The sequence below is a fragment of the Methylobacterium sp. 1A genome (assembly GCF_058072805.1).
The window spans coordinates 186,663-204,855 of sequence record NZ_JBYQVE010000003.1 but is presented as its reverse complement, the minus strand read 5'-3'; the positions used below and the strand labels follow the sequence as shown (position 1 = coordinate 204,855).

Annotated in this window: 19 protein-coding genes and 1 pseudogene; 8 read left to right on the top strand and 12 right to left on the bottom strand. The window is 68.1% G+C overall.

The genetic code is table 11. The annotated features are described in order from the left end of the window. Positions 1 to 362 precede the first annotated feature (362 nt). Together ACX9MN_RS32540 and ACX9MN_RS32535 are read right to left on the bottom strand one after the other, a co-directional pair. A complete protein-coding gene (locus tag ACX9MN_RS32540) occupies positions 363 to 623 on the bottom strand; it encodes a hypothetical protein (protein WP_056530388.1) in 261 nt (86 codons plus the stop codon). Between the two features lie 86 nt (positions 624 to 709). After that, positions 710 to 1,222: a hypothetical protein gene (locus tag ACX9MN_RS32535; protein WP_132368279.1), complete on the bottom strand. Its 513-nt coding sequence runs from the start codon at positions 1,220 to 1,222 to the stop codon at positions 710 to 712. Between the two features lie 26 nt (positions 1,223 to 1,248). Here ACX9MN_RS32535 and ACX9MN_RS32530 point away from each other — a divergent pair, with 26 nt between their 5' ends. Further along, complete coding sequence (locus ACX9MN_RS32530) at positions 1,249 to 1,410, top strand: hypothetical protein (protein ID WP_489726459.1); 162 nt, start codon at positions 1,249 to 1,251, stop codon at positions 1,408 to 1,410. Positions 1,411 to 1,660: 250 nt separating this feature from the next. On the opposite strand, the gene ACX9MN_RS32525 is transcribed toward ACX9MN_RS32530, so the two are convergent. Continuing rightward, positions 1,661 to 1,918, bottom strand: coding sequence for a hypothetical protein (locus ACX9MN_RS32525; RefSeq protein ID WP_482961355.1), 258 nt, complete (start codon positions 1,916 to 1,918; stop codon positions 1,661 to 1,663). Between the two features lie 2,121 nt (positions 1,919 to 4,039). Here ACX9MN_RS32525 and ACX9MN_RS32520 point away from each other — a divergent pair. Then, positions 4,040 to 4,564 carry a DUF3280 domain-containing protein gene (locus ACX9MN_RS32520; RefSeq protein ID WP_132368276.1) on the top strand — a complete coding sequence of 175 codons (525 nt, stop codon included), beginning with the start codon at positions 4,040 to 4,042 and terminating at the stop codon, positions 4,562 to 4,564. Between the two features lie 49 nt (positions 4,565 to 4,613). On the opposite strand, the gene ACX9MN_RS32515 is transcribed toward ACX9MN_RS32520, so the two are convergent. Further along, a complete protein-coding gene (locus ACX9MN_RS32515; RefSeq protein ID WP_489726458.1) occupies positions 4,614 to 5,003 on the bottom strand; it encodes a heme utilization protein in 390 nt (129 codons plus the stop codon). Positions 5,004 to 5,324: 321 nt separating this feature from the next. Between ACX9MN_RS32515 and ACX9MN_RS32510 the strand changes: the two genes are divergently transcribed. Next, a protein-coding gene (locus ACX9MN_RS32510) for an IS3 family transposase (RefSeq protein WP_489725237.1) occupies positions 5,325 to 6,583 on the top strand; the annotation gives its coding sequence in 2 pieces (ribosomal slippage) (positions 5,325 to 5,669 and positions 5,672 to 6,583; 1,257 coding nt in all). Between the two features lie 120 nt (positions 6,584 to 6,703). On the opposite strand, the gene ACX9MN_RS32505 is transcribed toward ACX9MN_RS32510, so the two are convergent. Further along, a complete protein-coding gene (locus tag ACX9MN_RS32505) occupies positions 6,704 to 6,964 on the bottom strand; it encodes a hypothetical protein (RefSeq protein WP_020094813.1) in 261 nt (86 codons plus the stop codon). 11 nt (positions 6,965 to 6,975) lie between these two features. Beyond that, positions 6,976 to 7,197, bottom strand: a complete 222-nt coding sequence (locus ACX9MN_RS32500) for a hypothetical protein (protein ID WP_132368274.1) — start codon at positions 7,195 to 7,197, stop codon at positions 6,976 to 6,978. Between the two features lie 101 nt (positions 7,198 to 7,298). On the opposite strand from ACX9MN_RS32500, the gene ACX9MN_RS32495 reads away from it, so the two are divergent. Beyond that, positions 7,299 to 7,646, top strand: coding sequence for a hypothetical protein (locus ACX9MN_RS32495; protein WP_489726457.1), 348 nt, complete (start codon positions 7,299 to 7,301; stop codon positions 7,644 to 7,646). Positions 7,647 to 7,716: 70 nt separating this feature from the next. Here the strand turns inward: ACX9MN_RS32495 and ACX9MN_RS32490 are convergent, their stop codons facing one another. Beyond that, positions 7,717 to 8,004 carry a response regulator transcription factor gene (locus ACX9MN_RS32490; RefSeq protein ID WP_489726650.1) on the bottom strand — a complete coding sequence of 96 codons (288 nt, stop codon included), beginning with the start codon at positions 8,002 to 8,004 and terminating at the stop codon, positions 7,717 to 7,719. Positions 8,005 to 8,887: 883 nt separating this feature from the next. Here ACX9MN_RS32490 and ACX9MN_RS32485 point away from each other — a divergent pair. Then, a pseudogene (locus tag ACX9MN_RS32485) lies at positions 8,888 to 10,437 on the top strand (IS1182 family transposase); the annotation flags it as partial. Between the two features lie 49 nt (positions 10,438 to 10,486). Here ACX9MN_RS32485 and ACX9MN_RS32480 read toward each other — a convergent pair. Further along, positions 10,487 to 11,062 (bottom strand): TetR/AcrR family transcriptional regulator, encoded by a 576-nt coding sequence (locus tag ACX9MN_RS32480; protein ID WP_489726456.1) that lies wholly within the window; start codon positions 11,060 to 11,062, stop codon positions 10,487 to 10,489. Between the two features lie 219 nt (positions 11,063 to 11,281). On the opposite strand from ACX9MN_RS32480, the gene ACX9MN_RS32475 reads away from it, so the two are divergent. Next, entirely contained in the window at positions 11,282 to 12,022 is a 741-nt protein-coding gene (locus ACX9MN_RS32475) for a glucose 1-dehydrogenase (protein ID WP_020094818.1), read from the top strand. 145 nt (positions 12,023 to 12,167) lie between these two features. On the opposite strand, the gene ACX9MN_RS32470 is transcribed toward ACX9MN_RS32475, so the two are convergent. Continuing rightward, on the bottom strand, positions 12,168 to 12,677 hold the full coding sequence (locus tag ACX9MN_RS32470; protein ID WP_042675022.1) for a lipocalin-like domain-containing protein: 510 nt from the start codon (positions 12,675 to 12,677) through the stop codon (positions 12,168 to 12,170). A 173-nt stretch (positions 12,678 to 12,850) separates the two neighbouring features. Next, entirely contained in the window at positions 12,851 to 13,597 is a 747-nt protein-coding gene (locus tag ACX9MN_RS32465; RefSeq protein WP_020094820.1) for a glucose 1-dehydrogenase, read from the bottom strand. A 106-nt stretch (positions 13,598 to 13,703) separates the two neighbouring features. Here ACX9MN_RS32465 and ACX9MN_RS32460 point away from each other — a divergent pair, with 106 nt between their 5' ends. Continuing rightward, complete coding sequence (locus ACX9MN_RS32460) at positions 13,704 to 14,060, top strand: ArsR/SmtB family transcription factor (protein ID WP_020094821.1); 357 nt, start codon at positions 13,704 to 13,706, stop codon at positions 14,058 to 14,060. Positions 14,061 to 14,194: 134 nt separating this feature from the next. On the opposite strand, the gene ACX9MN_RS32455 is transcribed toward ACX9MN_RS32460, so the two are convergent. Both ACX9MN_RS32455 and ACX9MN_RS32450 read right to left on the bottom strand, forming a co-directional pair. Further along, positions 14,195 to 15,154, bottom strand: coding sequence for a UDP-glucuronic acid decarboxylase family protein (locus ACX9MN_RS32455; RefSeq protein WP_020094822.1), 960 nt, complete (start codon positions 15,152 to 15,154; stop codon positions 14,195 to 14,197). An 18-nt stretch (positions 15,155 to 15,172) separates the two neighbouring features. Beyond that, complete coding sequence (locus tag ACX9MN_RS32450; RefSeq protein ID WP_489726455.1) at positions 15,173 to 17,047, bottom strand: hypothetical protein; 1,875 nt, start codon at positions 17,045 to 17,047, stop codon at positions 15,173 to 15,175. A 469-nt stretch (positions 17,048 to 17,516) separates the two neighbouring features. Between ACX9MN_RS32450 and ACX9MN_RS32445 the strand changes: the two genes are divergently transcribed. After that, positions 17,517 to 18,068, top strand: coding sequence for a PAS domain-containing protein (locus ACX9MN_RS32445; protein WP_244492098.1), 552 nt, complete (start codon positions 17,517 to 17,519; stop codon positions 18,066 to 18,068). The last annotated feature ends 125 nt before the right edge of the window (positions 18,069 to 18,193 follow it).

Sequence of the window (18,193 nt, the reverse complement as noted above, 5' to 3'; positions counted from 1 at the left end):
GCGTGAGACAGCCGCCGGCCGTCGCTCGCGCGCGTGGCACGAGGCGTTGTTCCGGTTCGGCGGGTTGATGTCGGATCAGGCGGCGGGATCGCCCGACCGCGGATCCTCGAGCGATGCACGCAGGCGCAGGGCCTGCGGCGGCTCGGGTGCGTCGAGGAAAGTGGCGATCCTGGCGCTACAGGCCAGCCATCGCCGCGCGGCCCGCTCCTATCGGGCAAGCCCACGGTCCGGCCCGATCCGGACCATGCGCCGAGCTGCGGCACGGCGGCGGGCGCCATGCCAGTGGAAGGGCGCCAAGAGGAGGGTCAGCCAGACCCCTCCCCAGGGGGTCGGAAGGCGGCGCGGAAGTCCCGTCGGCACGGCTATGCCTCAAGGTCGCGGTCGGAGCCGCGAAGCCAGACGACTTGGCTGCCGTGATGGTTCTCCGGCGCTCCGAGGCTCGGCTCCGCGTCACCGCCGTCCTCGCGGTCTGGATCGCCGTCGCCTTCGTCCAGAATGGACACGATGCGGTCGACGATATCGAGCGCCAGTTCGGCAAGGCGCTCGAACTCCTCACGCGGGATCGGATGGGCGGCGGGCAGCTTCTGACGGCCGTGGGGCGGGAACGGGACAATTTTGCTCATGGGTGTCTCGGTTGTTGTTGGTGGGACCGGTAGTCCGCCGGCAGGCCCGGCCGGTGCGGGACGCGGTACGCAAGGAGGTGGAGGGGTCAGGCCCCTTCGTTCTCCGTCTCGGCCTCGACTGCGGCGAGCGAAGCCAAGAGGAAGTCGCCACAGAACTCCTGCTTGGCCTTGGCTCGCCAGTCGGCGCCGAAGGTGAGTTCCGCCTGGAAAGCCGCATTCTGGACGAGCGCGGCACGGCCCTCGGCAGTGGTCGGCACGGTGGCCCAGACCGCCGCGCGGGTGGCCCGCTGATCCTGCTCGATGGCATCCTCTTGGATCCGCTCGGCATCCGTCAGGCAGCGACCGGTAACGGTTGCAGCAAAGTCCGTCATCGCAGCCTCGGCGCTCTGGCTGGCGGCGATGGCCGCGAGAACAGGATCCGGAGTGCGAAGAGCCAGTGCGTCCTCGTCCGACGCCACGGGGTACTCATCCGCATGAGCCAGGGCGAACAGCTCCCCGCTGCGCAGCTCGTGCGCGATCTCGGCAAGGCGCAACTCGCGCTCGCTGGCGATAGGCTGCAGCCGAGCGAACTCGGCCACGGTGATCTCGCCGTCCTCCATGGCCCGCATCAGCCCCCGCGTGGTCCATGCGCCTCCCTGTAACCGCGGCGACGATCATCCCGAACTTCGGCCAAGCGCCCGGCAGCCCATCCCCCGCCCTGCACTCCTGGTGGGCTGGTCCTGCGGCCTTCCTCATCCTATTCTTCGTGGCTCTCGCAGCCTACCGCTTCCTGCGCAGCGAGGATTGATCGTGACCGACCCGAACCTCTGGATCAGCTACGGACTGCCCGCCTTCGGGGTCGCTTTCGGCCTTGTCGGACTCGCGGTCGCGTGGATCTCAGCACGCCGGTTTGATGCTCGGTTCGCTGATGTTGAGGTCACGGCGCCAGTCGAGCGGGCCCCGCGCGTCACGCCCTACCGGAAGCCCAGTAAGCACCCTCGTCGCGGCTCGCCTAGCCGGCCAGCCTCCGTACGGACGTAGGCGGAGCCGACGCTGCTCTACTCCACCGTGCGCCACTTCATGGGCGGTAGGTTCTCGCCCGGTGTGGTCGCATCCCTCTGGTAGAAGGTCCGCCGGTCGCCGGTCACCACCTCGGCAACGTCGTCGATCGCGTCGATCACCTTCGAGGTCGCGTTGTAGAGCGGGCCCTGCGGCTTGGCCCTCGTGAGGACCAAGACGCATCGCTGCCGCCAGCGCCGCGCCTCCTCCAGGAAGGCGACCTCCTCGGCCCGCACGAAGACCCCCCGTCTCGCCATTCTGCCGCTCCGCCCGCACGGTGAGCAGATAGAACGGGGCGCGAACATAGCTAGGCGGATGATCGAGAACGTCAGGTGGGTCAGCCCCTCCGTCACGGGCATATGGGAACAGAGTAGGACCCGTTGACCACTCGTTTACCACGATGGCGCAGCTTGCGCGCGCGAGGGCCCGGCGAGCGGCCGCATCGGCACCTTGCCAGTTCCCGCATATCGCGCGGTCGAAACGCAGGCTCGCCTTAAACGTCGTGAAGCCCGCCTCGTTGAACCAAAATTTGACCCTTTGTTCGCCGCATTGCACCATAGGCTGTCCTCCCAAGGGACACCCATCGGCCCGGTCCGGATGGCCCCCCAATCATAGGCTGGGCCGGTGGGGCTCAGGCATCGAGCAGCTCAGCGGGACGGAACAACGCAGCGCAGCACTCGTTATTGCGGTGCAGCAGAGCGATAGCGCCAGCGTCGCCGAGTTGTAGCCCTTCTTGGGCGTTTCCTCCCTAGACTCGGGCCACTCCTTCGGGGGTGGCCTGTTTTGTTCTGAAGCGCGTGGCGAACTTCGTCCCGGTCATGCAATGGTGTGATCGCCTGCCCATCAGAAAAGGCACCAAGCCTCGCCAGCCCGATGATCAGATCGGGCGACGGGGCCAAGCTAAAATCCAGTCCCATAAGCCTCCGGCGTCCCTGGAACAGGGGATGCGGCTCAGCTTGCAGCCACGCTATAGATAGTGCCTCGAAGCTGCATCGAGGGCATCACAGCATGTCTTCCGCCCCGCGCGACAATGGCCGCTCATTTCGACGCTGGTCCAAGCCGGAGCAGTCGCCGGCCTCGCGCCGCGGGCGCGAACACTGGACCGTCCGTTGGATCGGTACTGTCAAACGACGTCCGAAGAAATCGACCGACATCCCGGCGAACGAGCCAACAAGTGGGGGCATCATCCGGCTAAGTTGTGCGGCGACCTTCAGCCGGCCGGTGCGTCCTGATCTTGCCGGCATGGCCGCGCAACTCCTGATGTTCCCGGCCAAGCGGGACGTTGGGTGCACAAGCTCACTGGCGGCCTTCACTGCCCTCGTGACGATCTTTGCGGCTTGCGGGCTTACGGGGCTGGCGCCCTAAACATACCCTCAACCGCCAATAGTAGTCTTCAGGGACTGAGCAACCGCGCTCGCCTGATCTCGGGTCAAGCCCGTCACCAGAATGGCATCGTCCCGGTACACCGTGTACGTGCCGTCGTCAGTCACGCGGATACGGATCATGTCGCCCCCCCGTGGCGAACTGCGTAGCAGCGTATACTCGAGTAGGGTATTGGCAAGAGCCAGACGGCAAGACTCTGTTCACCACCGCGCCGCAGGTTGCGCCTACGGCCGGAGCGCGACCTCCGAGCGTCGGCAGAGCAGCGCCAGGGCGCGATCTCGTCCCGGCTCTTGTGCGGCCTCGCCGTCGCAGTCGCGCTTGCCTAGCGTGGGCCGCTATTCTCGGATCTGACGCCGTGCACGAGAGTCGCCAAGTAGATGGCCGATGCGATCACGGCGCAGGCCATGACGCCGAGGGCTTGAGCTGTTGGCAAGGTCATACCGCCGACCTTGCCGTCTGGTTGTGGCGGTCATGTTGCCGGATATGGACAGGGCGATCACGAGCTAGCGATATGGTGTGCCGAGCTCCGCGGCGGGCGTTTAGGTCAGTGCCATGCTTTGGTCCTGCCTGATTCTCATCGCCGAACAGGCGTTCGTGCCCGCGCAGTGGGAGCGCGTCTCCGTACGAAGGGAGGCGGTTCTCGAAGGGCTACTGCTCGGTGCTGTGGGCGCCGTCATTGGCACTGGCGCTCTCGCGTTCTCGATGGGCGCGATCGAGATCAGCGGCATAACCCACTGCGTGGACTGGCAGCGGAGGCACGACCAGGTGCGGCTGGACGATGGGCCGCTACCGCCCCTCGCCTCTGAGCCCGTCATCCCTCGGCTGCTCGAGCAGGATGCTGCGGCTCCCGGCCGACGTGCCAGGATGTAGAACGATGGGGAGTGCCGGTCCGTCCAATTTCTGCTTGGACGGACTGAGATTGCCAACTGGCGCAGGCCGCTCGGTGACAGGGCGAGCGCTCGTGGGTTGCCTGATCAATCAGGGAAGGAACACCCATGAAGCTCTACGCCCGATGGATGCCGATCGCCGTCGCGATGTCGTGCTTCGCGCCGGTCGCGCATGCCGAGCCGCCGAAGGCTGCCGTCTTCAACTTTCAGCTCGCCAACCTGGGAGCCCAGGGCCCTACAAAAGCTGACGTGGCGCGCCTCGGCCCGATCAGCGACCTGCTCCGTCAGCAGCTCAAGGATACCGGCCGCTACGAGATCGTTTCGACCGATCTCGTGAAGGCCGATGTCGCCAAGGCGGATCTTCGAGCGTGCGGCGGCTGCGCCAATGACTTCGCCCACAAGCTCGGCGCGGAAGTGGCGATCACGGGAGAGATCCAGAAGGTCTCCAACCTGATCCTCAACATCAACAACTACGTGAAGGACCTACGGTCGAAGACGCCTGAGCGGGCCTACAGCGTCGACATCCGAGGCGACAACGACACCTCATTTGATCACGGCGCGAAGTACCTCGTGAAGAACAGGCTGCCGCCGCCCGGCACCGAGAGCAGCGCTAGCCAAGCCACGCACAACTAGGGACCAAAACCCAGCATCACCCTGTGATTAGATTGGGCGACGCGGCGCTTCAACTTGCCCGCTTCGCGCTCCAGCTACCGCTGCACTCGACCAAGCCGCCAGACGTGCGCCAAGTGCCGCTGCCGCTGCCTTTCGCGGTCAGATTGCCGGCGATCGGCACCTTGTTCGAGCCTTGGGTGATTGTGGCTTGTACGGCGCCGGCCGCCGAGACACCGCCATCGATGTCGACTTCCTCCCCGGGGATCGACGCGTCGCTATCCTTGATCTGCACCTTGTAGCTCGTGCTGGCCGAGCAGGGGCCCTCAGTCGTGGTCGCAACGATGGTCCAGGAGCCATCGAACTGGTTCGGTACCTTCACCTTCTTCGTCGCGGCATCCGCTGGGAGGAAGGCGCCTGCCGTCAGGCCAGCAGCGAGGATCAGGGTCAGGGTACGTGCCACAGACTGCTCCGGAGATCGCGCCGCCGGAGACGGCTGCGCCACCGCAGAACGAATGTGTCGGCTCGATAGTTTCAGCGGCTAACCAGATCCCGCTGCGGCCGAAAGCCAAGGTGCTTCGGCGGCTCTTCGCAGAGCGCCCCTTCCACGAGCAATTCGACCTTCGGCAACCTTCTGTTAACCATAACGGCCGAGGTAGATACCAGCGACCGGCTGGGGGTTGAGCGTCGGCAGAGCAGCACCGAGACCCGGATGTTGAAGTAGCCCCCTAAATGACCGGACAGGGGCTCACGCTTATGGAAGTGTGTGCCTATGACCGACCGTATGGTGAGTTCCAACGACCCGCCCCGCGCCGAGCGCGTCGAGGTGATCACCTCGGTCCAGCGCCGGCGGCACTGGACCACGCAGGAGAAGGTGCGCCTCGTCGAGGAGACCTATCTGCCTGGCCAGTCCGTCTCGCTCGTCGCCCGCCGCCACGGGCTGAACGCCAACCAGCTGTTCACGTGGCGTCGGCTGATGGAGCGCGGCGCGTTCACGGCCGCCGGTGCCGGTGAAGAGGTGGTGCCAGCCTCCGAGCTTCGTGTTGCCCAGCAGCAGATCCGTGAGCTGCAGCGGCTCCTGGGCAAGAAGACGCTCGAGACCGAGATCCTGCGCGAGGCGATGGAGCGGGTTGCCGCCCCCAAAAAGTTGCCCTCGCGCGTGACCTCGTGGCCGGGGGACGGCCGGTGAGCGCTGTGGCCGCAGCTTTGAGCGTGTCGCGCCCGCACCTCGCCTCGTCCAGGCAGGCCTCCCCCGCCTGGAAGCCCAGGGGCCGACGCGGCCGTCCGCCTGCACCCGACGCCGCGTTGCTCGGCGCGATCCAGGCGCTTATCGCCGATCTGCCAACCTACGGCTATCGGCGAGTCCATGCCCTTCTGCGCCGGCAGGCCGAGCGGGATGGGCGGCCTGCGCCGAACGCCAAGCGGGTTTACCGGGTCATGAAGGTGCACGGCCTCCTGCTCCAGCGACATGCGGGCGGAGCCGAGACGCGCCGTCACGAGGGCAAGGTGGCGGTGGCCGTGCGCAACACGCGTTGGTGCTCGGACGGGCTGGAGATCGCGGCAGAGAACGGTGAGCGTGTGCGGGTCGCCTTCGCGCTCGATTGCTGCGATCGGGAAGCGATGAGCTACGTGGCGACCACGGCGGGCATCACGGGCGAGGACGTCCGAGACCTGATGGTGGCGGCCGTCGAGCATCGCTTCGGGGCGGTCAACCAGCTACCGAGCCTGATCGAGTGGCTGACTGACAACGGCAGTTGCTACGTCGCCCGCGACACGCGCCGCTTCGCCCGCGAACTCGGCTTGATACCGAAGACGACGCCGCTGGAGAGCCCGCAGAGCAACGGCATGGCCGAAGCGTTCGTGCGAACCTTGAAACGCGACTACGTGCGTGTCTCGGTGCTACCGGATGCCGAGAGCGTGCTGCGCCAGCTCCCCGTTTGGTTGGCGCACTACAACGATCTTCATCCTCATCGCGCGCTCGGCTACCGCTCGCCGCGCGAGTTCATCACCCGATCAACCCAGGAGACCCTGTCCGGTCTTTAGGGGGCAACAACAGATGTACGGTCTTGCGGTGCGGCCTCGTCGGCGCAGTCGCATCAAGCCCGCACCTGGAACACCAGGGCGGACTTCTATCGTCATATCAATGGACGAGTCCTACCCACCTCAGGTGAGCGCCTGCGGATGCGGCGACGGCGTGCCGGTGTCGGTGTCCGGCTTTAGCGGACAGCCCCCGTGCGATTTCCGATGGGACATCGACCGGCGAACATCAGGCCTGCTGTAGGTGCCCAGGATCATCACCCGGCCGTGACAGGCGGGGCAGCGCTTCAGCGCGGCAGAGTGGGCGACCGCGGCTTCGTTCAAGCTGACGGCTTGCCATAACCCGTCGACCTTCACCTCGCAGGTGAGCGGCTCATCCACCGGCATGCTCTACGCCGTCAGACGCGGATCTCTTCCGCGGACAGGCCACCGGCCCGCAGGTGATCAGGGATGTCACCGTGGTCGTAGTACCCGGCCTCGTGGGCCATGGCGTCGAGAGCGGCGATCGGGTCGGACGCCGAGCCGGTCCAGAGGATTGCACCCGTCGTGGCCTGACGGATCTGGAACACCTTCATCATCGGATCCTCAAGCTGCGGCGTATGGTAAAGCGCCGTTGCCACCGCTCGTTCCGAGGCCGCTTGCTGAACGAGAGTAAGCGACGGTGCACACCATCCTCACGATCGCGCGGGCTGACGCCAAAATCGCGCGCCATTGATCTAGGTTGTACGCAACCGATACGGATCATGATGCGGTCCAGCGAAACATCAAAGGGTTGCACGTGGACCGGCGCGTTTTCTCCAGAGCAGATGGTGATGGTGAGGGGCTTCCGGTTCCGTCACCTGATGCCGTGACCGAGTTGATCGTCGCCTTGTCGATCTGCGCAACGTCACTCGACCAACTGGCCGATGAGGTGGTCCGGTGTGCTTCGCATTCGAACGACCCTGTTGCGCAACAGGACCTATTGGCGGCCGCACGAGGCCAACGCATCCGAGTTCTAGAGGTACAAGGCATGCTCGCCGTTCTGAGCGGCGCCTTCGTTGATCGATATGTCGCAGATAAGCAGCCGTGACGGACTGCGCTTGAAGGGTGGCTATAGCCGCGTCAGACGGGTGATCTGTGCCTTTCTAAGGTGCCCCGTCTCAATGTAATCGCAGAGCCTGCAGCGCCCTACGCACCAGCCTTTCTCCGCACGGTTTCGCAATGAAATGGGCGGCGTTCGGCAAGAGTGCTGCTTCCTCGCGACTGCACCCTGAGCAGACGATTATCTTCGTCTCAGGCCATCGCTTGCCAGCAGCATGGGCAAGATCACAGCCGTCCATCGAACCGGGCATATTCACGTCGGTGTAGAGGAGTGCGACATCTGCGTGCGCCTCCATGTGCTGGATTGCGCCCTGAGCATGCTCGGCTTCGAGCACTTCGAAACCCATCGCAGACAATATGTCAGCAGTGACGAGACGGGTGAATTCGTCATCGTCGGCGAGCACGGCGAGGGGGCGCGATCCTGACATAGATCGGGAATGCGCCCATTCGACGCGCGTTGCAGCTTAGCCGCAGATTTATTTAGGACTGTCGCTGGGAACAGCTTCAGCGTCGTGAGCCCAGATATAGGCCGACACTGATGCCTCTTCTGAATTTTGTGTGCAGCTTGGAATGCTGCGGTGGGCCATGCGTTATCAAGCATGGCCATTCCCAGTCGCTCCGCTCGCACCATCGCGACGCTGAAACAGCTCGCCCGAGAGCTTAACGTCCCAGTTGAGGCGTTTCTCCGGGCGCCAGCAGAGGGCGAGGCAGGAGATCTGCTGACTCTTGTGCGCCTTTGGTCCTCGATACCGGACACGCAGGGGCGTCGCCGGGTCCTCAGCGTAGCGCGCCAGGAAGCGGAGCGATCAGAGGGCAAGGAGCGCGCCTGAGCCGTCCCAATCCACGTTGGGCAACCCCGCTTCTGGCCGCATAGCCCGGCAGTCAAGCTTGCCGTAGCCCGTGGGATGGCTTCCAGTTTGGCACCCACCATGCTCCCCGACGCCGCCGCCCTGTGGCGCAGCGCGCTTAAGGATCTGTCCGAGCATGCCTCGCCGTGCCGGTATCTCCTACCGGCTCGATGGGTGGCGCTCCGAACGAACGCCATAGCCTTCTGCGAGAAGTTCGGTGCCGAGGCCCACCGGCTCGGCTAGACGGCACCTGAGCTGTTCGCGGTGCATCCGGAGCACGGCACCCTGCGGGTGGACTACTGCGGGGTTCTGATGGTGGTGAGCGAGCCTGCCCGTGGTGTCGAGGCACAGCGCATCCTGTTCGAGCGGCTGACCGGCTATCCAGTTCGCTGGCTTGTTCGCACGCGTCGGACAGCCCGCGGCCTGCCCCTGGCGGCTGGCGCTGATCACGCTGCTGCAGTTCTCCGAGAACCCGTCCGACCGCCGTGCGGCCGATGCTGTACGGGCTCGCATCGACTGGATTTACCTGCTCGGCCTCGACCTGACCGATCCCGGTTTCGACGCCTCGGTCCTGAGTGAATTCCGCTTTCGCCTCGTGGCCGGCGAAGCCTAGGCCCTGCCGTTCGACACCCTGCTCACCCTCTGCCGCGAGCGCGGCCTCTTGGCCAAGCGTGGCCGCCAGCGCACAGACGCGACCCACGTCCTCGGTGCTTTCCGCAGCCTCAACCGCCTCGGCTGCGCCATCGAGACCTTGCAGGCCGCCCTGAACGCCCTGGCTGTCGTCGCGCCGGACTGGCTACGGGCCCATACGGATCCGAGCTGGATCGAGCGCTACGGCCGTTCCATCGGCGACTTCCATATCCCGCAGGGCGAGACGGCGCGCCGCGCCTGCGCGGAGACGATCGGTGACGACGGGCACCGGCTGCTTGCAGCCGTCGACACCAAGGCTACACCGGGCTGGCTGCGCAACGTCCCCGCCATGGTGGTCCTTCGCCGCGTCTGGCTGCAGAATTTCCACGTCGCCGAACCACCCGCTGAAGGATCGGATGGAGACGGGCGGATCCGCTGGCGGACGGAGGCCGAGGGCATTCCGCCCGCCCTGGCGATGGTCGCCTCGCCCTACGATCCGGACGTGCACTACGCCAAGAAGCGCGCGACCACATGGATCGGTGACACCGTCCATCTGACCGAGACCTGCGACGACGCCCAGCCACCGCTGATCGTCCACGTCGCGACGACACCGGCCCCGGCGTGGACCGGGCGGTGCTCGACCCGCTGCACGCGGCGCTGGCGACGCAGGATCTGCTTCCGGCGCGCCATCTCGTCGATGCTGCCTATATCGACGCCGACGGCCTCGTGGCCGCCGCGCGAGATCACGACGTCGCCCTGACCGGACCGGTGCCGAAGGACAACAAGTGGCAGGCGCGCACCGAGGGCGCCTTCAACATCGAAGACTTCCATATCGACTGGGATCGACAGATCGCGACCTGTCCGGCGGGACATGACAGCCGGAGCTGGCATCCAAATTACAACCTCGGTCGCACGGTCATACGGATTCGCTTCGCGGCACAGCACTGCCAAGCCTGCAGCTTGAAGCCTCGCTGCACCCGCTCGCAGCGCCGTCTGCTGACCCCGCGCTCACGTGAGTAACACGATGCGCTCGTCGCGGCGCGGGCGCGAGAGACCTCGTCGGCCTTCGCAGTTGACCGGCGACGGCGCGCTGGCATCGAAGGCACGCTCTCACGTGGCGTACGGACGATGGACCTGCGTCGCAGTCGCTATATCGGTCTGGCCAGGACGCATTTGCAGCACCTGCTGACGGCGAAGGCGATCAATCTCGGCCGCCTTGCCGCCTGGATTGGCGACACGCCCGCTGGCCGAACCCGACGCTCTGCATTCGCACGCCTCATGGCTCGGCCAACGGCCGCGTAGGAATTCGCCAGCAGTATCTTTCTCGAGGCAAGCCCAGCATCCACACACGTCACCGCAAGGGTCGATCGCCCTCATCCACGACGCGCGCGTCCCACCCCGCCATCGTCAGCCGGGCGACGGTTTCGAGCTCCTCCCGGGTCGCGCCGTCGCGGGCCTGGAGCGACATGCCGTTCTGCACCGTGAGCACGAAGCGGGTGAGTGCGGCGACGTCGACGGCGGCGCCGATCTCGCCCGCCGCGACCGCGCGCGCGAGCCGCTCCGCGACCCGTCGGCGTCCCTCGGCGCGGGCCGCGCGCAGCAACGCGCCGAGCTCCGCCTGTCCCTCGCTGCCGGCAGCCGAGAGCGTCACCATGCAGCCGAGCGGCTCGATGCGGCCGCAGGCGCCGGTGAGCGCGGCGGCCGAATCCATCAGGAGCGCCTCGACGGCCCCGCGCGCCGATGCGGCAGCGTCGAAGTTGGCCCAGACCATTCCGCCGTACCGGTCGCCGTAGTGGCGCAGCGCCTCGGCGTAGAGCGCCTCCTTCGAGCCGAACGCCGCGTAGAGGCTCGGCGACCCGATCCCCATGGCCGCGGTGAGATCCGAGATGGATGTCGCGGCGAAGCCGCGGCGCCAGAACAGCTGCATCGCCTGATCGAGCGCCGCCTCCCGGTCGAAGGCGCGGGGCCGGCCGCGACCGCGGGCGGGCGCGGCTCGGTCCCCTGCCCGGTCCCCTGCCCGGTCCCCTGCCCGGTCCCCTGCCTGGATCGAAGCGGATTTTTGCATCGATCGTTATATAAACCGCTTGACCCGGGCCGGCAACGCATCTAGCCATTTATGTGTCGTTCATTACAGAAAGAGGCGGACGTGAGTGAGCTGGCAGGCAAGCGCGCCCTGGTGACGGGCGCATCACGCGGCATCGGTGCGGCCATCGCCCTGGCGCTCGCGGACCGGGGCGCGGACGTCGCCATCACGTACGAGCGGTCCGCCGAGCGGGCGGCCGAGATCGTCCGCGCCATCGAGGCGAAGGGCCGCCGCGGGCGCGCCATCCAGGCCGACAGCGCCGACGCCGCGGCGGTGAAGCGCTCGGTCGACGAGGCGGCCGAGAGCCTCGGCGGGCTCGACATCCTCGTCAACAACGCCGGCATCGCCCGCGGCGGCCCCGTCGCGGAGATGAGCCTCGCCGACATCGACGCCATCCTGGACGTCAACGTCCGCTCCGTCGTGCTGGCGTCGCAGGCGGCCATCCCGCACCTGAAGGAGGGCGGCCGGATCATCTCCATCGGCTCCTGTCTCGGGGAGCGGGTCCCGTTCCCCGGAGTGACGGTCTACTCCATGTCGAAATCCGCCCTGCTCTCGTTCACGCGGGGTCTGGCGCGCGAACTCGGGCCGCGCGCCGTCACGGTGAACCTCGTGCAGCCGGGATCGACCGACACCGACATGAACCCGTCCGACGGGGCGCAGGCGGACATGCAGCGGGCGATGACCGCCCTCGGCCATTACGGAACGCCGGACGATATCGCGGCCGCGGTGGCCTTCCTGGCGAGCCCGGCCGCGCGCCAGATCACCGGCACCACCCTCACGGTCGACGGCGGCGCCAACGCGTGAACCTCCGCGGCGGACCGCCGGACGCGGGCTCCGTCGCGTCGATCCGCCGATGGCCGCCCCGCCCCCGGTCGGGGCGGCCCACCTGCGCGGCCCTCCTGCGCGGCCCTCCCGGGCCGAAGCCCCGGGTCGCGCGCACGGCTTCGGCTCAGCGGACGCGCTCCCACGTGATGGCGATCCGCGTGCCGTCCGGGCGCCGGAAGCTCTCGCTCAGCCGGTCCCCCTCGACGGTCAGGCGAAGCTGCTCGGTCGTGCGCACGTCGCCGACCCAGTTCGGGAAGGTCGAGCCCTCGACGCGGTTGCCGCTGAACGCGCCGTCGGCGTCCACCGTGTAGGTGCCGAAGAACCCGATGCTGCCGGCCATGGCCGCCCGGTTCTCCTCCGCGGTCCCCTGACCTCGCGCGCTCGAGGCGAACCGGGGAATGTCGGCGTCCGTGAGCACCTCGACGAAGTGCATGTCGCGCGTGAACACCAGCAGCCCGCTCGGGCGCGCGCCGTAGGCCGGCGCGTTGCGCCCCTCCGGATCGAGCCGCGCGGATACCATGCGCCACGTCCCCAGCACTTGGTTGGCGGGCTCGGCTCTGGCGGTCGATGCCGCCGCGAGCGCCGTCACGAGCGCCGCCGCGAGCACGGCCAGTCCCCATCTCGATCGGATCATCCCTCCCCTCCCCTTCTGCCCGCGGCAGGCACCGCGACCGACATGGACGGCGCGGCGTCCCACCCTAGCCGCCCCCGTGGACGAAGACGCCATCGTCGTCGCGTCATCGTCTCCGCGACGCTGCCCCGGCGCGCGGTCGGGCACCGACACGCGCGCAGGCGCAGCGCCGTGGATCAGCGGATGCCGCCGCTGGCCGTGATGTTCTCGCCGGTGAGCCAGCGCGCGTCGTCCGAGGCGAGGAAGGCCACGACGGTGGCGATGTCGTCCGGCTCGCCGGCCCGGCCGAGGGGCGTCTGCGCGACCATTCCGGCCTCCATCTCCGAGCCGGAGATCCCGGCCGCGTGCGTGCCCTCGGTCACCACGTAGCCCGGGCTGACGACGTTCACGCGGATCTTGCGCGGCGCCAGCTCGTTGGCGAGCACCCCCGAAATGGCGTTCACCGCCCCCTTGGTCCCCGCGTAGACCGCTGCCGCCGGCGTGTGGACGTGCGTGATCGCCGAGGAGACGTTCACGATGCTCCCGCCCTCGCCGAGATGCTTCGCCGCCGCCCGCGTCGCCAGCAGGACGCCGAGCACGTTGACGTCGAACTGGCGGCGATAGTGTTCCTCGGTGACCTCCTCGATCGCCGCGAACTCGTAGACGCCGGAATTGTTGACCAGCACGTCGAGCCGCCCGAACGCGCGGATCGCGGCCTCGATCACATCCTGCGCCTCGGACGCTCGGGACACGTCGCCCTGGGCCGCGACGGCCCTGCCGCCGGCGGACGTGATCGCGGCCACGACGGCGTCGGCCCCTGCCCTGCTGGACGCGTAGTTCACCACCACGGCGGCGCCGTCCCGCGCCAGCGCCTTGGCGATCCCCGCACCGATGCCCTTCGATGCCCCGGTCACGACGGCGACCTTGCCCGCAAGCTTCGACATGTGTCCTATCTCCGACATGGGCCGGCCGCGGGATGGCGGCCTGAGTCCCATAGTTCGGAACTTCGGAACTAACGGAGCGTCGTTCAAGACCCCATATGGACGAAAGATGAGACCGCTGTTTCACCCCGCCATCGAGGACGTGCGACCCGAGGCCATCCTGCACGCCCTCGCCGACCCGAGCCGCGCGGCCATCTTCGCCAGGATCATGCGGGCGGGATGCGTCGAGGCCTGCTCGGCCGTGTCGGCGCTCGGGGACCGCGTCATCCCGAAATCCTCGTTGTCCAACCACTTCAAGGTCCTGCGCGAGGCCGGGTTGATCCGCAGCGAGCGTCACGGCGTCGAGGTGCGCAACCATTCCCGCTGGGCCGAGGTGGAGGCGCGCTTTCCCGGCCTGCTGATGGGCATCATCAACGCCTACGCGGCGGAGGCCGGCCCCGCCGCAGAGGCCGCCGGACCGCGATAGGGGCCTGGCCCGGGTCGGCCGCCGCGGGCGCCTCGAGCGCGCACGGCCGCTCGCCCGGAGCGGCCGGCGGTCGGTCAGGACCGATCCCGCCGAGACACGGCGGGACGGCCGATCTCGCCGTCACGCGCGCCGGATCAGCGCGGCCCGATCGGCTCCGAGGCCAGCAGCGTCTCGAAATACGCGATGGTTCTCATGAGCCCGTCCCGCAACGGCACGGTCGGGCGCCAGTCGAGGAGTTGCGCGGCCAGGGCGATGTCCGGCCGCCTCTGGCGCGGGTCGTCCACCGGCAGCGGGGCGTGCACGAGCTTCGAGCGCGAGCCCGACAAGTCGACGACGAGTTCGGCGAGCTGCCGGATGGTGAACTCGTCCGAGTTTCCCAGATTGACGGGGCCGGTGATCTCGGCGTCGGTGGCCATCATCGCCTGCAGCCCCAGGACCAGGTCGTCGACGTAGCAGAACGAGCGGGTTTGATGCCCTTCGCCGAAGATCGTGATCGGCGCGCCGCGCAGGGCCTGGACGACGAAGTTGGAGACGACCCGGCCGTCGCTGGGATGCATGCGCGGGCCGTAGGTGTTGAAGATCCGCACCACCTTGATCGGGACGCGGTGCTGTCGGTGATAGTCGAAGAACAGGGTCTCGGCGCAGCGCTTGCCCTCGTCGTAGCAGGAGCGCGGGCCGAGGGGATTGACGTTCCCCCAGTAGCCCTCGGGCTGCGGGTGCACGAGCGGATCCCCGTAAACCTCCGAGGTCGAGGCCTGGAGGATCGGCACGCGGAGCCGCTTCGCCAGCCCCAGCATGTTGATCGCCCCCATGACGCTGGTCTTGGTCGTCTGTACCGGGTCGAACTGGTAGTGGATCGGGGATGCCGGGCAGGCGAGATTGTAGATCCGATCCACCTCGACGAAGAGCGGGTGCGTGACGTCGTGCCGTATGAGCTCGAAGCGCGGATTGTCGAACAGGTGGGCGATATTGCTCTTCCGGCCCGTGAAGAAATTGTCGACGCAGAGCACCTCGTGGCCCTGCTCCAGCAGGCGCTCGCTGAGGTGCGAGCCGATGAAGCCGCCGCCGCCGGTGATCAGGATCCGATCGCTCATCCGTGATGCTCCCGGTGCTCAGAGCCTGGCCGCGTCGGTGGCGGCGCGGGTCCCGAAGAGGGTGAGCCGTCTCAGCCAGTGCGGGCGCGCGGCGCGCCGCTCGGGCAGGTTCCGCTCGACGAAGCTGGCGAACTCTTCGAGGTCGAGATCGAAATCCTCGCGCTCCCGGCTGCCGGGGACATGCAGGGCGTTGGTCGAGGTGTCGAGGTCCGTCACCCGCTCGGCGGGGAAGTAGTGACAGGCCGACACGTTCTCGCGAAAGATCTCGGTGTCGTAGATGCGCAGATCGTCCTTCCCGCTGAGCACGGATCGGCTCGATATGACGCATCCGGGCGCGTTGGCGACCCACTTATACTTGGCGAGCCCGGCCCCGAAATGCGTCACGAACAGGTCGGTGTGGAGCGCGGCCACGAGGCTCGCCCCCATCGAGCAGGGCACGAGCGGCAGCAACTCCACGTTGGAGACATCGGCGACCCGTGCGCGGAGCGCCCCGATCAGCTCGAGCTCCTTCCGGACGATGGACGGCACGGTCCCCTCCGCGGGCACGAGGCTCTCGCAGTAGCTCTCGACGTAGCCGCCCGCAGTGCCCGCGAGCGTGTTGTGCCCGTCGACGATGACGAGGAATCTCTCGCCGCGCCGCCGGCCGAGGCGTCGGATCAGCGCCACGTAGCCGTCGAGCTGCCGGACCCACTGGCGGTTCTCCAGGCGCAGCCCGATCAGGACGATCGTGGCCCGGCGCGCCGCGTCCGTCAGGCGGGCATCGAGCGCGGGTTCCGCGCTCCGCGCCAGGGCCGCGAGACGATCGGCCAATCGCTGGCTCACGCGGTAGGAACGGAAGGGCAGGAAGGTGGCCGCGCCGGCGACGGCAGCCTGCAGCAGGGGCAGCGGGCCTTCGATCCCGCGATACACCTGCCCGGCGAGCTCCGGGAAGACGGCGTCGACCGGAGAGATCGGCTCGTTGCAGCTCGCGAACAGGAACACCGCCGGCGCGCGACCGAGCGACAGCACGTCGTCGACCGCGGCCAGCTCGTTCCAGATGGCGTGACTGATGTGCGCGTGCTCGAAGACCACCCCGACGCGCGTCGACCGCGCCGCGCCGTCGATCAGCGCCGGCAGGAGGTACTGCCGCCACAACCGGACCTGCACCAGGGTCGCGGCGTCGAACCCGACGCTTCCCAGGTTCGGCCGGGCGTAGGCCGTGTTCGCGCGAACGTCCAGCAGGGCCGATGCGAGGCGCGAGTTCTTGCCGATCAGCGTGCACAGCGTCTCGTTCCGGTCCGCCGCGTAGCCGACAAAGCGGAAGCCCGGCATGGGCAGGTAGATCGAGAAGCGCAGATCGCCGCCGTCCGGATGGGCCGTCTCCTGGCCGCCGCGCGCGACGATCGCCTTCGTCACCAGTTCGGGCAGGTGGGGCGGAGCCCCCGCCGGTGCGGCGTTGAGGCGTGCCAGCGCCGCGTGCATCGCCTGCGCCCGCGGATCGGAACCGCCGCCCGTGACGACCCGGACAGCGTGCTCCGGGCTCGCGGCAGCCGCGCGTGCGAGGGCTTCGATCAGGAGGTGGAGATCCTCGATCATGGCCCGCGTGTTCGACGCGTCGCCGTCGTCGGTGTGGAGCGCCTCGGCCTGCCAGTCGAGCGGGCCGGCGCCGTCCCACGGCGCGGCGAGGAAGTCCGTAGCGCAGAACGCCAGCGGTGTGCCGTCCGGGTTCAGGAATCGGAACGCGCGCGCGTCGTTCGGACCCAGAAGCGCGACCACCGTGACGCGCCCGCCGAGATCGATCAGACCCAGGACATCCCAGTCGGGCTCCGTCGGGGCAGGCGCGACGAGCCGACCATCGCGGCTCGCGACCGCCTCGCCCGATCGCTGCAGCCTGCGGGTGTGGCGGATGATCATGGGCGCCCGTCCTCGATAGCTCCGTCCGGGTTTGTCGAAGTTCGGGCGTTGCCACAAGGAGGCCCGTGGGCGCGCCCCCGGAACAGGCCGATCCGATCGGATGCGCCCGCAGCGGACCCGCGTCCCGTTGACGGGGTGAAGGCTGCTAGGCGGCCCGCGATCACCTGTCCCGCCGACATAGCAGAGCGGGGTGCCGCGGCGCGCTTCGATCGATGACGGCGTTGTCGGGTCGCCGGGAGCACTGACGCATTGTTGCGGCGGCGCCGAGGAGTTCTTGCCGCGCGTCGCGCCGATCCTGGCCGACACGGTCTGCTGCAGAGAGTTGTATATCTGCGGTTCATGCAGATACTAGAAGTTGCCAAATTTCCGGTACGGGCGGTATGATACTGGTACCGAATATCGATTTTGGTATATCGCTACCAGAGATCGGGTTTGTGCGAACCGATTTGCGCCGGAGGAGGCCAGGCTGTTGCAGACTACGGCTGATCTTGCATTGCGCGCGGCCGGCTATGTCGGCGCCTGGACAGCGGACGTGTCGGCGGGACAATCCCTCCTCGACGAGGGGACGGCGGCGCTGCTCGCCGGGGATGCGACCCTGGCCGGGCGCCCGCTGCCCATCGAGATCGCCCTTCGATGCACCCATCCGGACGATCGCGACTGGGTCTTCGCGCGCATCGCCCGGGCGCGCCAGACCGGCGGCCCCGTCTCGGCCGAGTACCGCGTCCTCACGGACGGCGGCGAGGTTCGATGGGTTCTCGACCGTGGCAGCCTCACGCCCGATCCGGCGGGACGGATGCGCGGTCGCGGCATCATCATCGACACCACGGACAGCCACCGCGGCCCCTTCCTTCCGAGCGCGGCGGGCGATCTGCCGGCGGACGACCCGATGGTCCTCGCGATCGATCACCTCCTGCAGGCGCGCGCGGCGATCGTCGCGATGGGCCACCAGCGGCTGCAACAGGTGTCGGATCTGGCGCTCTTCGAGGTCGGGCGAGCGCTGGCGCGGCGCGCTCGGGCGTAGCCGGACGGTCCTGCCCGCGGGACGCCGGCGCGGATCTCCCCGGATTGCCACGGACGCGAGTCAGTGTTCGAGGGCGTGCGCCGGAGCACGGTCGGCGGCCTCGGCCCGTGAGAGCTTACCACCAG

Bases quoted from the DNA above. Each gene is read 5' to 3' on its own strand.
- ACX9MN_RS32540 (WP_056530388.1), bottom strand. From the start codon at position 623: ATGAGCAAAATTGTCCCGTTCCCGCCCCACGGCCGTCAGAAGCTGCCC.
- ACX9MN_RS32535 (WP_132368279.1), bottom strand. From the start codon at position 1,222: ATGGAGGACGGCGAGATCACCGTGGCCGAGTTCGCTCGGCTGCAGCCT.
- ACX9MN_RS32530 (WP_489726459.1), top strand. From the start codon at position 1,249: ATGCGCCTCCCTGTAACCGCGGCGACGATCATCCCGAACTTCGGCCAA.
- ACX9MN_RS32525 (WP_482961355.1), bottom strand. From the start codon at position 1,918: ATGGCGAGACGGGGGGTCTTCGTGCGGGCCGAGGAGGTCGCCTTCCTG.
- ACX9MN_RS32520 (WP_132368276.1), top strand. From the start codon at position 4,040: ATGAAGCTCTACGCCCGATGGATGCCGATCGCCGTCGCGATGTCGTGC.
- ACX9MN_RS32505 (WP_020094813.1), bottom strand. From the start codon at position 6,964: ATGCCGGTGGATGAGCCGCTCACCTGCGAGGTGAAGGTCGACGGGTTA.
- ACX9MN_RS32490 (WP_489726650.1), bottom strand. From the start codon at position 8,004: ATGGGTTTCGAAGTGCTCGAAGCCGAGCATGCTCAGGGCGCAATCCAG.
- ACX9MN_RS32480 (WP_489726456.1), bottom strand. From the start codon at position 11,062: ATGCAGCTGTTCTGGCGCCGCGGCTTCGCCGCGACATCCATCTCGGAT.
- ACX9MN_RS32470 (WP_042675022.1), bottom strand. From the start codon at position 12,677: ATGATCCGATCGAGATGGGGACTGGCCGTGCTCGCGGCGGCGCTCGTG.
- ACX9MN_RS32465 (WP_020094820.1), bottom strand. From the start codon at position 13,597: ATGTCGAAGCTTGCGGGCAAGGTCGCCGTCGTGACCGGGGCATCGAAG.
- ACX9MN_RS32460 (WP_020094821.1), top strand. From the start codon at position 13,704: ATGAGACCGCTGTTTCACCCCGCCATCGAGGACGTGCGACCCGAGGCC.
- ACX9MN_RS32455 (WP_020094822.1), bottom strand. From the start codon at position 15,154: ATGAGCGATCGGATCCTGATCACCGGCGGCGGCGGCTTCATCGGCTCG.
- ACX9MN_RS32450 (WP_489726455.1), bottom strand. From the start codon at position 17,047: ATGATCATCCGCCACACCCGCAGGCTGCAGCGATCGGGCGAGGCGGTC.